The organism is Kitasatospora sp. NPDC097605, assembly GCF_040302725.1.
Classification (GTDB): Bacteria; Actinomycetota; Actinomycetes; order Streptomycetales; family Streptomycetaceae; genus Kitasatospora.
This window is the reverse complement of record NZ_JBEOSF010000016.1, coordinates 1-13,080: the sequence shown is the minus strand read 5'-3', so window position 1 is coordinate 13,080 and position 13,080 is coordinate 1. Positions and strand designations below refer to the sequence as shown.

Below are 13,080 nucleotides of genomic sequence, written 5' to 3'. Positions count from 1 at the left end.
TTACCATCGTTCGCATGCCCAAGCGGAAGCACCGCCCCGCCCCCGCCCCGGTGACGGCGCTCCTCGACGCTCCGGAGAACCGCGAGCTAGTCGCCCACCTCCGCGAGCAGGCGGCCCTGCCCAGCGGCCCGGGCGACTACACCCTCGGCCCCTGGCAGCTGCACACGCACCCCGACCTCTGCGACCGGCTCTCCGAGTTGGCCCCCCGCCACCCCGTGGAAGCCCTCTACGGCATGCCGGTCCTGGCGTTCGAGGGCGTGGCCGCCGCCTTCGCGTACGGCACCTTCGGTCTCCTGGTCCGGCTGCCGGCCCTCCCCGAGGGAATCGAACCCGGGCCGCCGAGGCCACCACTCACCGACGGGGAGTGGCGGTCCGTCGACCCCTTCCCGCAGAACTGCACGAGCACCGAGGGCAATGCCCGCCTCACCGCCCTGGTCCGCGAGGCCCTGCTGCACGCCCGCGACCTGAGCCGCAACCGGCCCCGGTACTGACCGAAACCCGCTGGCCGGGGCCGCACGTGGTGGACCACCATGCCGTCCCATGACGCTCCTGATGCTCGCGCCCCGGATCAACGAGACCGGCCTCCAGCTGCTCACCCGCGCCCGTCGGCGCGGGCTGCGGGGCACACCGCCGTGCGCTGGGAGGTCCCGGCCGAGTTCGCCGGGCTGCGGCCCGCGCACCTGTACGGCGGGCCGCTGTCGCGGACGTCACCGCCGACGTGCTGGGCGTCGTCCCGCTGGAGCCGCCCGCCGACTGGCTCACCACGCTGCCCGCCGAGCTGCTCGCCCGCCGGGTGGAGTGCACCACGCCGGCCGAGGCGCGGCGGCTGCGCCGGCCGGCGTTCCTCAAGCCGCCGGTCGACAAGCTGTTCCCGGCGCGGCGTAGCCGCCGCTCGCCCAGGCGGGGTTGGCCTCGACCACCGCCCAGGTGCAGGTGCCGTCGGCCCGTTGGCCGACGTCGACCACGGCGGCGCTCGGCAGGCCGCCCGCCGCGAGGACGTCCGCGGCGAACGCGAGCGCGTCCGGCCCGACCTCAGGGGAGACGGCGAGCGAGCCCGCCACGGAGTAGCGGCCGGGCTGCCCGCACCTCCTCGACGTCGTCCTACGCGCCGCCGGCCCCGCCGACGCGCTCACCCCTACCGACCTCGGCTACGCGCGCCCGGTCCCCGAAGTCGTCCGCCAGGGTCCGCCGCCTGCTACCGGCATGGGGTTCAGACGCGGTCGAGGGGGCGGTGCGGTTCCTCCGGCAGTTCGATCTCGATCGCGTCGCCGGGGCGGACCGGCCCGCCGGTCCGGACCACGCTCATGATCCCGGCCTTGCGCACCACGTTCCCGGCCTCGTCGCGGCCGACGACCTGCTTCAGGAGGCCGTCCTGGAAGCGGTCGATCTGCAGGCACGGGTTGCGCAGGCCGGTGGCCTCCAGCACTGCCTCCGCGCCGATCCGCAGCAGGGTGCCGGCCGGGAGGGCGAGCAGGTCGATACCGCGGGTGGTGATGTTCTCGCCCAACTGCCCGGGGGTGACCGTGAATCCGTGCTCGGCCAGCTCGGTGAACAGCTCCTCGTGGATGAGGTGGACCTGCCGCAGGTTGGGCTGCGTCGGGTCCTGTGCGACGCGTGAGCGGTGCTTGACGGTCACCCCCGCGTGCACGTCCCCCTCCACCCCGAGCCCGGTGAGCAGCGTGATGCTCTCCCGGTTGGGCTTGGTGAAGGAGTACTCCCCGTTGCTGCTGACCGCGGCGACCGTCCCGCTCATCCGTGCCGAACCTTCCACTGGAGGTGATGATCCACCCGACACCCTATGCCCGCCTCGGGCCCCGCAACCGTCCACCTGGCCGTCGGCGTGGAAGACCATGGAGGAGATCACGGACGACATCACGGACGGAACGGCCCTCGCCGACGAGCGGGACGTCGACGAGCGGCTGCGGGCCGTGCTGACGCGGTACCGGCGGACCGGGGAAACCGCCGAACTGCCGCTTTCGTACGAGGGATTGGGGCGGCCACGGGTGGAGGTGCCCGGGCTCGCCGAGGACGTGCGCGCGGCCATCGTGCACGCGTACGCGCCCCGGTGCACCGCGGCGACCAGCGATCCGCGCTGGCAGGTCGAAGCGCTCTGCACCGAGCCCCCGCGCCGGCCGACGCCGTCGAACTGCGCGGCCGGGCGATGATCGCGCTCGCCGCCGACGGCCGCACTCAGGGACCTGTGCGTCGAGGACTTCCTGCTGGTCCACTGGCACGGCTGGTGACCTCGGAGGTCCGGGAACCAGGTCGGCATCCGGGGATCGTCCCAGGGCCGGCCGCGGCCGGTCGTGAGTACGCGTACTCAGGATCCGGACGGATTCACGGCGCCGGGGCCGCCTGCGGGACCTCGACGACGAAGAAGAGGAAGCTCATCTTGGTCGAGAGGTGGTGGAAGTCCTTGGGGAACAACTCTCGGGCGGCCGGGTCGGGTTGGGGTTCGCTGAGGGTGGTGAGGCGGAAGCCGGCGGTGGTGAAGGCGTCGGTCATCGCGTGCAGGGGGCGGCGCCAGAAGGTCACCGGGTAGGACCGGCCGTTGAACGTCCACTCGTCGGTGTAGCTGGTGGTGGCGAAGTAGTCGGGCCGGGGGTTCTGGATGGCGTAGTCGACGAACGGGTGCTGGACGGAGGCGATCAGGCGGCCGCCGGGCCTGAGCACCCGGCGCAGCTCGGCGAGCGTCGGCCCCCAGTCCTCCAGGTAGTGCAGCACCAGGGAGGCGACCACGTCGTCGAAGGCCGCGTCCTCGAAGGGCAGGCGGTCGCCGAGGTCGCCCACGTGCAGGTCGGCGTCCTCGCCGAGGCGGCGGCGGGCGAGTTCCAGCATGCCGGCGCTGGAGTCGATGCCGCTGACGGTGGCGCCGGCGTCGCGCAGCTCGGCGGACAGGGCGCCCGAGCCGCAGCCGGCGTCCAGGATGCGGCGGCCGGTCACGTCGCCGGCGAGGGCGAGGACGGCGGGCCGGGCGTGATAGGCGTTGAGGAGGTTGTTCTCGGTCTCGGCCGAGAAGGCCTCGGCGAAGCCGTCGTAGTCGTTCACCCGGGCCGGGGCCGTGGGCGGGAGGGGGGTCTCGGCATCGCCGGTGGAACGCGTCATCGCCGCAGCCTAGCCCGGTCGGCGACCTGCCGCAGCAGGACCGTCGGAGACGGCATGACGGCGTACCAGGTGTTCTCGGTCTCGTCGTCGACCGACCCCCACGCGGCCACCACCGGGAGCTCGCAGTGGTCGCCGGGCTCCAGCGGCGGCAGGGTCCACGCCATGGCGTGGTGGTCGCCGGACTCGACGCCCCAGCCGTTGAACGACCGGGCGTGGACCTCGTCGAGCAGCGCGGCCCAGCGCCGGGGCCGTTCGCGCGTCCCGCCCTCCCAGCAGATCGCCTCCTCGTCGTGGCCGCCGACGGTGAGGCGGGTGCGCTCGTCCTCGACCGTGAACGCGGCCAGTGCCTGGCCGCCGTCCCAACCGGTGTCCGCGCCCTCGGGGAGCGGAGCCGGCAGCGAGGCCTCGAACCGCACGCCGGTGAGCGGGGCCAGCGCGTCGATCCGCCAGACCGCCGCCCGGCAGTCGGTCAGCGGCCGCCAGGTCTCGGGGTCGAGGTCGGGGTCGTACGCGGTCAGCAGGAGTTCGACGCGGGCCGAGGGGTGGGTCCACCGAGCGATCCGGCCGCCGCCCGGGAACTCGAACAGCTCGTCGGGGAGCGGCGGCAGGGCGGCGCCCGGGAGGGTCGTCGCGAAGGCCAGCGGGCCGAACGGCGTGGCGATCGCGGGCCGTTCGGCGGGCCGCAGGGGGGTGCGGGGGAAGGCGGGGAGCAGCACCGGGTCAGCCTGCCGGGGTGAGCCGGTAGAGGACGCTGGGGCGCAGCGGGCCCTCGGGGGCGTGGGGGTCGTCGAAGTCGTCCGCCGGGTCGGTGGTCATGCCGAGCCGGCGCATCACCGCCTGGGAGCGGAGGTTGCGGGCCGTGGTGACGGCGAGGATCTCGGGCAGGGCGAGCGTGTCGAAGCCGAACGCGAGGACCGCCCTGGCGGCTTCGGTGGCGTAGCCGTGGCCCCAGGCCGACCGGGCGAGCCGCCAGCCGATCTCGACGCCGGTGAACGGCAGGCCGTCGTCGATGTCGTCCAGGCCCGCGAAGCCGATGAACTCCCCCGTGGCCCGGACCTCGACGGCCCACCATCCGTAGCCGCGCCGCACGAAGTCGGCTTCGTAGCGGGCCACGGAGACGTAGCTCTCGGCCCGGGTGAGGACGTCCCCGAGGTGTTCGCGGACCTCGGGGTCGGCGTTCATCGCCGCCCAGGGGTCGAGGTCGGCGTCGCGCCAGCGGCGCAGCAGGAGGCGGTCGGTGTGCAGCTCGGTCATGCCGCCCAGCCAAGGTGATCACACCCTCGGAGGGCAACCCGGTTTCGGCCGGCGGCGGGCTCGGGCGCGCTCGTGCTCGCGCAGCCACGCGGGGAAGTGACCACGCCAGGTCGACGGCGCGGGTCACGGACGCCTCGTCGCGCACGTCGAGTTCGAGGCCGATCGCCCCGGGCAGCCCGGCCGCGACCTCCTCCGCCCGCCGCCCGGCGCGGCCGGTCAGTGCGACCGCCGCCCCCGCCGCCGTCAGGGCGGCGGCCATGGCCAGCCCGAGCCCGCTCGTCCCGCCGGTCACCAGTGCCTTCGTCATGACCGGGAGGCTGGGACTGGAGCGCACTTGAAGTCACGTCGCTTCAGGCCGACAGGTGTTCGGCGTCCTCGGGGACCCACGGGAAGGGGACGTCGGGCCAGCGGGCGGCGGCCCAGGCATCGAGGTCGACGGCTAGGACGGCGTCGATGAACACCTGTGGCGGCCGGTAGCCGTGGGCGGTGATGTAGTGCGTGATCAGGAACGGAGCGGCGTAGGCGGTGCCGGGCCCGCCCGGGATCCGCACCTCGCCGTTGCCCTCCGGGGTCTCCCCGTCCGGGCAGAGGTCGCAGTCGTGCCGGCCGAGGCAGACGTTCATCCACTGGACCTTCTGGACGGCCTTCAGCTTCTCCAGGAAGGCGGGGGGTACCGGGCCGGTCGGGTAGGGGTGTCCGGCTTCCAGCCAGCCCACGTTCAGCCGGGTGTACGTCGGGCGGTACCGGAGCGCACAGACGCCCGACTCCGGGTCGTCGAAGGTGTCGTAGGGCTGATAGTCGTACTCGCTGAGATCTTCGTAGAACACGCGCCCATCATCGCCTGGGCCCGGCGGGGCGTAGGCGGTGGCGCCGGTGGCGGCGAGGACGCGGCGGTGAGGGCGAGGGCGGTGAGGGCGAGGGCGGTGAGGGCGGCGGGGTGCTGTCGAGCGAGGCGGACAGGGCCGTCGCCCCGGCGGCGAGGACATCCGGGCCCTCAAGGAAGGACGGCCGGCTTCCCAGATGACACCTCTGATGTCATGATGACACCATGAGTGTCAGTGAGGACGTGGGCGAGGGCGGGCCGGCCGTGGAGGGGCTGCTGCACGACGTGATCCGTCGGCTGTGGCCGGTGCACCGGGTGATCGTGCGGGCGGTCGAGCGCGGGCTGGCCGGGACGGGCATGACCGCCGGGCAGCACGCGGTGCTGGACGCGCTGCGGCGCGGCGGGCCCCGCACCGTGCCGCAGCTGGCGCGGGCGCTGGACCTGGACCGGCAGCCCGTGCAGCGGCTGGTGAACGACGCCAAGGCGCTCGGGCTGGCCGAGACCGTCACCAACCCCGAGCACCGGCGCTCCTCCCTGGTCCGGCTCACCGCACAGGGGGAGGACGTGCTCGCCCGCCTCCAGGGCGCCGAGCACGAGGCGCTGCGACGCCACCTCGGCGACCTCGACCCGGCCGAGGTGGCCACCGCCCTGCGGGTGCTCGACCGGCTCGGCGAGGTGTTCCACGAGCTGGAGCGGGCGGCCGGAGATCGCGATCGGAACGACAGGGAAACGGACGGAACATGACCGAACTGCGCACCGGCGCCGTACCCGTCGCGGGCGGCGAGCTGTCCTACGAGGTCGCGGAGGGCACGGGGCCGGCCGTCGTCCTGCTGCACGGCGGCCTGCTGGACCGGCACAGCTGGGACGAGGATTTCGCCCGGCTCGCCGCCCGCGGCCGGCACGTCGTCCGCTACGACGCCCGCGGCCACGGCCGCTCCTCCACCGTCAGCGGCGACCACGCCCACCACGACGACCTGCGGACCCTGCTCGCCCACCTGGACGTCCCGCGCGCCGTGCTGGTCGGGCTCTCGCTCGGCTCCCGCATCGCCCTGGACACCGCGCTCACCCACCCCGAGTGCGTGGCGGGCCTGGTCCTCACCGCGCCGGGCGTGAGCGGACGGCCGTTCACCGACCCCTTCGTCATCCACCACACCGAGCAGCAGATCGCCGCGCTGGGCGCCGGCGGCGAGGAGGGGGTGGGCCGGTTCGTGGAGCACTTCCTGCGGATGTGGGCGGACGGCCCGCACCGCTCCCCCGCCGAGGTGGACGGCGCGCTGCGGGAGCGGCTGCGCGCGTCGGTGACCGCCAACGTGCTGCGCCACGCCGCCGGCTTCGGCGCCGGACGCCCGCTGGAGGCGGGCGCGGCCGAGCGGCTCGGCGAGCTGGCGGTGCCGGCCTTGGTGCTGGTGGGCGAGCTGGACGGCGCCGACATCCTCGCCAACGCCCGCGCCGTGGCCGACGCCGCCCCGCACGCGCGGGAGCTGGTGCTGCCCGGCGCCGCGCACATGGTCCCGCTGGAGCGGCCGGACCTCTTCGAGCGCGAGGTGGACGCCTTCCTCTCGTTGGTGTGACGGCCATCGGCGCCCCGGTCACGCCACCAAGCGCAGCCAGGCCGCCGCGAGCGCGGCGTGGCCGGCCGGTGTCGGGTGGACGCCGTCGGCGGCCCAGTGCCCGGCTCCGCCGGTCGCGGCGAGTTCGGCGAACATGCCGTCGGCGGCGAGGAGGTGGGCGCCGTAACGGCGGGCGAGCCTGCGCACGGCCTGGATCTTCGGGTCCAGGTCGGTGCGCCACTCCTCGCGCTGCTCCGGTCCGACGATCGCCGCACCGACCTCGTCGACGCCGTCGACGCCTGCGACGGGCAGGAGGAACGGCTCGATGAGGATCAGCTCCGTGCCCGCCTCGGCGAGGGGTGCGAGGAGACGGTCGTAGCCCGCCTCGAAGTCCCGGGCCGGGATCAGGTGCCCCTCGGGGTCGAGGGTGTGCCAGCGCACGTCGTTGACCCCGACGAGGATCGACACCACGTCCGGGCGCGCGTCCAGCACGTCCGCCTGCCAGCGGGCTTCCAGGTCCCTCACCTTGTCGCCGGCGTCGGCGGTGTTCAGCCAGGTCACCGGCCGGTCCGGATGCCGGAGCCCCCACTCCCCCGCGACCCGCAGCGGATATCCGGCCCCGAGGCCGTCCTCGCTGAGGCGCCGCCGGCAGTCGGTGATCGAGTCGCCGGTGAACATCACGGTGCTTCCGGGGCGGATCGTGATCGTCATCATGCGCTCCCTCAGGGTCGGTTCGGACGAGGCGGGGCGGCCCCTCCCGACGGTGCCAGGTCCCGCCGTCATCCGCATGGCGGCCGCCCGGCGCGCCGCCGTCATCCGGCCTCGCGGGACCGGCGGAGGTACGGCTCGAACCGGAGCTGCAACGGTGGGGCCATGTCACCGAAGGACTCGGCGAACTCGCCTGGTGATCGCGCCAGTTCCCGCAGTAGCCGGTCCGCCGCGCCATCGCCGGCGAGGCCGGGCGCCAAGGCCGCGCAGGTTCGGACGCCCTTGTGCGGGTCGGCGAGCCAGGAGCGCGTATCGCCGCCGAGGTGGCCGAGGGCGATCAGGATCGTCGCGCGTTCGTACGGGCACTCTGCGGACCGGGCCATCGATGTCAACTGCCGCGAAATCGTGGGGCGTTGCACCGAGGCCGCAGGGTGGCGGGCCGGCGATCCGGCGGCTGCGGCGGCGCAGGCCCGGCGCATGGCGCGGTCCGAGGCGAGGTGCGGCAGCACGCGCCGCAGGAGGGTGGGCGCCAGGTCGAAGCAGGCGAGCGCCGCCTGGTCGAGGACGAGCTCGCCCAGGCCGGTACCGTCCTGCCGCATCCGGGACCGGCCCTCGGGATCGGCCGCCAGGTATTCGTCCGTCCAGGCTCGCAGCTCCGACGCGCGGTCCTCGACCCGGGCACGGATCTCCGCGGCCCGGTCACCGAGGTCGGCGGCGAGGCCGACCGCGTAGAGGTAGGCGAGCAACCCGTCCGGCAGGGACGGATCGGCCGGCGCCGGCCGCGGCTCGTCCAGGAGCTCGGCGACCCGCAGCGCGGTGGGCGCCGTGGCGGGCCAGGCCTTGCCCTCGTGACGGAGCGTCGTGGACCACAAGTGCGAGTACGCGGCTGTGAAGGCCTTGAGGTCATCACCGAGGAGCGCCGTCAGATGCCGCGGCGTGTCGTCGGCGGACCCGAGGGCGTGGAAGAGTCCGGGCCACTCCGCGTCGTCGAGGTGATCGAGCACGACGAGGATGGTGCCACATCCCTCCGACACGCCAGGGCTGCGGTGAGACGTCCGTAGCTGCGGCACAGGCCGGACCGGCGAAGGTGGAGTCGGTGGCCAGGGCGGCTCGGCGCCGAGTGCCGGGGCGGGCAGGACCGGCCAGAGGTCCGGGCGGTCGGGCAAGGGTGGCGGCGAGGTGGTCGTCGCTGCGGTGGATGGGGCGGATCAGAGGGTGGTGGCGAGGCGTTCGTAGGTGCGGCGGACGACTTGGCAGGCACGGCGGGTGGGGCCGGCGAAGGTGGGGTCGGTGGTCAGGGTGGACCAGTGGGCGAGGCGGGTGAGGGCGGTGCGGCGTTGGTCGGGGCGGGGGGTGTGCGGCGGGAGGCCGAGGCGGGCGGGGGTGGTGGTGCCGAACTCTCCGATGACTCGGCGGAGTTCGAGGATGTCCGCATCGGAGAGGCCGGTCAGGCGGCCGTCGTAGCAGTCGCGCAGGACGGTCAGCTCGCGGAAGGCGTGCTGCTGGACCTCCAGGTCGACGAAGCGGCCCACCGCCCGGTCGACGGCGGCGCGGAGGCGGGCGGCGGAGGGCGGGTCGGGCGGCAGGAGGTCGGCCGGGAGGGTGTCGGGCAGGGTGCGGGCGCGGTCGACGATGCGGCGCAGCTTGATCAGGTCGGCGCGGGCGCCGAAGTGGTCGGCGAGCAGGCGGCGGAAGTCGGCCAGGCCGCTGCGCCGGTCGAGTTCGGCGCGCAGGGTGGGCAGGTCGTCGACGCCGTCGCGGATCAGTCCGCAGGCGAGGGTGAGGCCGTAGCCGGCGAGCAGGCCGAAGAGGTGGGCGCGGCGGTCGGCCGGGACGGGGAGGTCCGGGTAGGGGCGGGTGGTGAAGTACGGGCCGCGGGCGGCGCGGCGGGCGAGCAGGGCGGGTTCGACGGTGGCCAGGTCGGCGAGGTCGGCGTGGTCCGCCTCGGTGAGCTGCCCGGCGGCGGCGCCGACCAGGCTGCAGAGCGGGCGCAGGTCGTACATCAGCCGGGTGCCGCCGGCGGCGGTCATCACCCGGTCGGCGACCCGGCGGCCCTCGGCGAGCGGGTCGGGGTGCTCGGGCCAGTACAGCTCGACCTTGGTGAGGGCGCCGACCGTGGTGAGCGCGCCGCCGGGGGCGCCGGGCGCGCCGGGACCACCGGGGGCGCCCGGGCCGAAGCCGGCGCCGGTGAAGTCGGCGAGCAGTTCCTCCTCGCCCTGGGCGAGGCCGCGGGCGAAGACCAGCACCAGGGCGTCGGCGCTGCCCGCGTGTCCGATCGAGTCCGCCCGCACCTCGTCCGGCGAACGGCCCAGGAACCGGAGGGTGTTGGCGGAGTCGGCGCCGAGCACCGAGTCCAGGCCGGGGGTGTCGACCAGGTCGAAGGAGCGCAGGTACGGGCTGGGGTCGGTGACCACCAGGTGGTCGATCGCCTGCAGCCGGGCGCGCCCGGCCCGGTCGTCGTCGCGGGCCCGGGCGGTGAGGGCGCGCAGCTCGTCCGGGTGGTGGCGGTCGGCGGGGCGGCCGTCCTTGTAGTGGACGGTGACGGTGCGCTCGGCGCCGTGGGTGAGGCGGCTGACGTTGAAGGTCAGCTCCTCGGCGCCGGTCTCCACCCGGTGGGCCCCGAGCAGGGCGTTGACCAGGGTGGACTTGCCCGCGCTGACCCGGCCGACCAGGGCGACCCGCATCGGGCGGACGGCCAGCTCGCGGTAGCCGTCGAGCGCGTCAAGGGCGGGGAGCAGGGCCGCCGGGGCGCGGTGGCGGGGGCCGAGCAGGGAGGCGGCCTCCGCCACCGCGCGTTCGGTGGCCTCGCGCACACCCGGTTCGGGGTCGGGCGAGGCATGGGGCGAGGAATCGGGAGAGCGCTCGGGCGAGGAATCGGGAGAGCGCTCGGGCGACGGGTCCGGCGCGGGCCCGGGCACCGGCGGGACCGGGGCGTGCGGCGGCGCGGGCGGCTGCTCCCCGCCGCCCCTCCCGAACCGCCACCAGCGCCCGCCGCCCGCCGGGCTCACCGCGGGTCCTCCAGCAGGGCCGCGAGCCGGGCGCCCAGCCGGTCCACCCCCGCCCGGACCTCCGTCAACGGCCGCCGCTCCAGGCCGAGTTCGGCGGCCCGCCGGGTCGCCTGCTCACGGGTCGCGGTGCGGGCGGACTCCAGCCGGCTCAAGGTGTCCCGGGCGGAGGCCTGCTCGCGGGCGATCCGGCTCTCCAGCTCGGACCGCACCGCCTCCGCCAGGGTCCGGGTCAAATCCCGGACGGCGTTGGCGAGATGGGCGTACTGGCCGGCTCGCATCGCCTCCAGTTCGGTGCGCAGGCTGGTCCGCCGGGCGACCTTGTCGGCGATCTGCTGGTCCCGTACGGCGCCCCGGTACCCCGTGACCCCGCCGAACAGCGCGCCGACCACCGAGCCGATCGAGGAGCCGATCTGGGCGCCGACCGCCGTCCCCGCGCCGGGCAGCACCAGCGTGCCGATGATCGCGCCGATCGCGCCCGCGGCCAGGCCGCCCGCCGTCGTCCCCATCCCGGAGCCGGCGGACACCGCGCGCAGCCGGCCCCCGCCCCGGGCCTGCCGCTCCCCCTCCCCCAGCCGGCCGGTCACGGTCAGCGGCGGGACGGGCGGCTCGGGCAGCCGGCTGCTCGGGCGGGCGTCCAGTTCCAGGCCGTTGCGGCGGGCGAAGTCGCCCTGGAGCTCCGCCGCCCGCAGCCCCGCGAGTTCGCCCACCGTCCCGGTGACCAGGGCCGCGTCGGCGGCCAACTGGCCGACCAGTCGGTCCGGTTCGGCGAGCATCGCGTCGTCGTAGAGGTACTCGGTGCGGAACCGGTGCCAGACCTGGTCCAGTTCCTGCTGCGCCCGCACACCCAGGGAGCGGCCCAGATCGGCGACGGCGTCGACGAGTTCGCGGCGCCAGCCGGCCTGCGAGGAGGCCAGTTCGGCGATCCGGCGCTCGCGTTCCCCGGTGTCGGCCTGGAGTTCGGCGAGCCTGGTGCGGGTGTCGTCGAGCAGGGCGTGCAGCTCGGCCTCCACCGGTTCGAGCATCGTCCGCGCCGAGGCCTCCAGTTCGGCCAGCGCGCCGCCGACCAGCAGCGAGGCCCGGCGCCGGGCGAGCGCCGCCCAGAGCACCCGCTCGAACTCCTCGAAGTTGCTGATCTCCAGGTCCTCCGGGTCACCGTCGGCGAGGAAGTCGAGCTTGGCGCGGGCGGAGACCGGCACCAGCGGAACGTCCTGCGGCGCGAGGCCGGTGGCGGCGGCGAGCTTGGCGAGGGTGTTGGCGTGGATCGCGGTGTAGTCGCCGACGGTGTCGATCTTGGTGAGGGCGAAGACCAGCCCGTCGGTGCCGTCCAGCGCCCGGGACGCGGCGGCCGCCCGGGAGAGGAAGCGCAGTTCGCTCTCGGTCAGCGGCTGCGTGGCGTCGGCGACGAACACCAGCGCGTCCGCCTGCGGCAGGAAGCCCGCCGTGACGGCGGTGTGCGCCTGATAGACCGCGCCGACGCCCGGGGTGTCCACCAGCACCAGGCCGGTGGCGAGCCGGGGGTTCGGCAGGTGGACGGAGATCAGCCGCACCCGTTTGACGTTCCCCGGGTTGCCGGACTCGGTGGCGTACTCGGCGATCCGCTCGCGCGGGATCTCCAACTGCTCCGGCTCGCCGTCGGGCTGCTCCTCGGGCGGGTCGAGGGTGACGACCACCCGTTCGACGGGCCCGAAGGCGGCGGTGGTGACCAGGCTGGTGGCGAAGTAGGTGTCGCGGGGGAAGAGGTCGGGCTCCTCCAGCAGGGCGTTCAGCAGGCTGGACTTGCCGCGCTTGAACTCCCCGCACACCACGACGGTCAACGTCCCCTCGCGCAGCCGCCGTTCGGCCGCCGCCAGCCGCTCGGCGGTCAGCGCGTGCCGGGCACCGCCGGCGGTGGTGACCGGGCGCAGCGCGGCGTAGAGCGCGAGGGTCTCGGCGCGCAGGGCGTCGAGGGCGCGGGCGGGGGACGGCGGGGCGCCGGGGGTCATGCGGGTCCTCTGAGGTCGGGCGGAAGGTCGGGCGGGAGATGGGGGCCGAAGTCGCCCTGCCCGGCGATGCCGCGCAGCTGCTCCTCCATGGAGGCGAGTTGATCGGCGTCGGCGGTGAGGATGTCCTGGGCGGCCGCCGAGGAGGACGTTCCGAAGTCCACCACGAGCACCGGCTCGGCCACGCTCCACCCCCTGGACGCACCCCGCCGGCGGTGAGGGTTCCGGCCCGGGTTCGCGGCGAGGATAGCAGCGGCGGATCGGCCCGTTCCGCCGCTTCGGGAGAGCTCGCGGAGAACCGATGCGATGTCGTAATGGGCGGTTCACAGAGGGATGTTGATGCTCCGACAGTTCCGTGGGCGAACCGCGTCGGGCCGCTTGCGGTCGGCCCGGAGCGGTGTCGTCACGCCTCGGCGACGGCCTCCGGCGGGCGCGGCGCGGCCGCCCGGCGGGCGGGCGGGCACGGCGGCTGCCGGCGCGCCGACCGCGAGCGAGAGCGCGCAGAGCAGCAGCAGCGTCCCCCACGGCGACACCGGCGCGTACTGCTTCATCGCCCCGCCCGCCGCCCAGCCCGTACACCCTCAAGCTGCCGCACCAGATCGAGGCCGAGGCGCTGGTCGACAACCTGCGCCTGCGCCCCAGGCACCACCTCG

General features: G+C 75.2%; 15 protein-coding genes and 1 pseudogene. 4 read left to right on the top strand and 12 right to left on the bottom strand.

Annotated features, from left to right (window positions below; translation table 11 throughout):
- The first annotated feature begins 14 nt into the window (after positions 1-14).
- Positions 15-491: a hypothetical protein gene (locus tag ABTX81_RS19395; protein ID WP_350547131.1), complete on the top strand. Its 477-nt coding sequence runs from the start codon at positions 15-17 to the stop codon at positions 489-491.
- Between the two features lie 354 nt (positions 492-845).
- Here ABTX81_RS19395 and ABTX81_RS19390 read toward each other — a convergent pair whose 3' ends face one another.
- On the bottom strand, positions 846-1,133 hold the full coding sequence (locus ABTX81_RS19390; protein WP_350547128.1) for an ATP-grasp domain-containing protein: 288 nt from the start codon (positions 1,131-1,133) through the stop codon (positions 846-848).
- A 77-nt stretch (positions 1,134-1,210) separates the two neighbouring features.
- Positions 1,211-1,753: an MOSC domain-containing protein gene (locus ABTX81_RS19385; RefSeq protein WP_350547125.1), complete on the bottom strand. Its 543-nt coding sequence runs from the start codon at positions 1,751-1,753 to the stop codon at positions 1,211-1,213.
- 97 nt (positions 1,754-1,850) lie between these two features.
- On the opposite strand from ABTX81_RS19385, the gene ABTX81_RS19380 reads away from it, so the two are divergent.
- Complete coding sequence (locus tag ABTX81_RS19380; protein ID WP_350547122.1) at positions 1,851-2,165, top strand: hypothetical protein; 315 nt, start codon at positions 1,851-1,853, stop codon at positions 2,163-2,165.
- A gap of 172 nt (positions 2,166-2,337) precedes the next feature.
- Here the strand turns inward: ABTX81_RS19380 and ABTX81_RS19375 are convergent, their stop codons facing one another.
- From ABTX81_RS19375 to ABTX81_RS19355, 5 genes and pseudogenes are all read right to left on the bottom strand, one after another.
- Positions 2,338-3,105, bottom strand: coding sequence for a class I SAM-dependent methyltransferase (locus tag ABTX81_RS19375; RefSeq protein ID WP_350547120.1), 768 nt, complete (start codon positions 3,103-3,105; stop codon positions 2,338-2,340).
- Entirely contained in the window at positions 3,102-3,821 is a 720-nt protein-coding gene (locus ABTX81_RS19370; RefSeq protein ID WP_350547117.1) for a hypothetical protein, read from the bottom strand. Before ABTX81_RS19370 ends, ABTX81_RS19375 begins: the two co-directional genes overlap by 4 nt.
- Positions 3,822-3,825: 4 nt before the next feature.
- Positions 3,826-4,359, bottom strand: coding sequence for a GNAT family N-acetyltransferase (locus ABTX81_RS19365; RefSeq protein ID WP_350547114.1), 534 nt, complete (start codon positions 4,357-4,359; stop codon positions 3,826-3,828).
- A 121-nt stretch (positions 4,360-4,480) separates the two neighbouring features.
- Positions 4,481-4,666 (bottom strand): annotated as a pseudogene (locus ABTX81_RS19360) (SDR family NAD(P)-dependent oxidoreductase); the annotation flags it as partial.
- Between the two features lie 43 nt (positions 4,667-4,709).
- Positions 4,710-5,186, bottom strand: a complete 477-nt coding sequence (locus tag ABTX81_RS19355) for a DUF7919 family protein (RefSeq protein ID WP_350547111.1) — start codon at positions 5,184-5,186, stop codon at positions 4,710-4,712.
- Positions 5,187-5,407: 221 nt separating this feature from the next.
- Between ABTX81_RS19355 and ABTX81_RS19350 the strand changes: the two genes are divergently transcribed.
- Together ABTX81_RS19350 and ABTX81_RS19345 are read left to right on the top strand one after the other, a co-directional pair.
- Positions 5,408-5,926: a MarR family winged helix-turn-helix transcriptional regulator gene (locus ABTX81_RS19350; RefSeq protein ID WP_350547108.1), complete on the top strand. Its 519-nt coding sequence runs from the start codon at positions 5,408-5,410 to the stop codon at positions 5,924-5,926.
- Complete coding sequence (locus ABTX81_RS19345; protein WP_350547105.1) at positions 5,923-6,753, top strand: alpha/beta fold hydrolase; 831 nt, start codon at positions 5,923-5,925, stop codon at positions 6,751-6,753. Before ABTX81_RS19350 ends, ABTX81_RS19345 begins: the two co-directional genes overlap by 4 nt.
- Before the next feature lie 18 nt (positions 6,754-6,771).
- On the opposite strand, the gene ABTX81_RS19340 is transcribed toward ABTX81_RS19345, so the two are convergent.
- The 5 genes from ABTX81_RS19340 to ABTX81_RS19320 form a co-directional block, all read right to left on the bottom strand.
- Positions 6,772-7,443: an SGNH/GDSL hydrolase family protein gene (locus ABTX81_RS19340; RefSeq protein WP_350547102.1), complete on the bottom strand. Its 672-nt coding sequence runs from the start codon at positions 7,441-7,443 to the stop codon at positions 6,772-6,774.
- A gap of 101 nt (positions 7,444-7,544) precedes the next feature.
- The gene (locus ABTX81_RS19335) at positions 7,545-8,444 is read right to left on the bottom strand and encodes a hypothetical protein (RefSeq protein ID WP_350547099.1); all 900 of its coding nucleotides are present in this window, start codon (positions 8,442-8,444) and stop codon (positions 7,545-7,547) included.
- A gap of 204 nt (positions 8,445-8,648) precedes the next feature.
- A complete protein-coding gene (locus ABTX81_RS19330) occupies positions 8,649-10,253 on the bottom strand; it encodes a dynamin family protein (protein ID WP_350547096.1) in 1,605 nt (534 codons plus the stop codon).
- Positions 10,254-10,444: 191 nt separating this feature from the next.
- Positions 10,445-12,430: a dynamin family protein gene (locus ABTX81_RS19325; RefSeq protein ID WP_350547093.1), complete on the bottom strand. Its 1,986-nt coding sequence runs from the start codon at positions 12,428-12,430 to the stop codon at positions 10,445-10,447.
- Positions 12,427-12,612 (bottom strand): hypothetical protein, encoded by a 186-nt coding sequence (locus ABTX81_RS19320; protein ID WP_350547090.1) that lies wholly within the window; start codon positions 12,610-12,612, stop codon positions 12,427-12,429. Before ABTX81_RS19320 ends, ABTX81_RS19325 begins: the two co-directional genes overlap by 4 nt.
- Between the last annotated feature and the right edge of the window lie 468 nt (positions 12,613-13,080).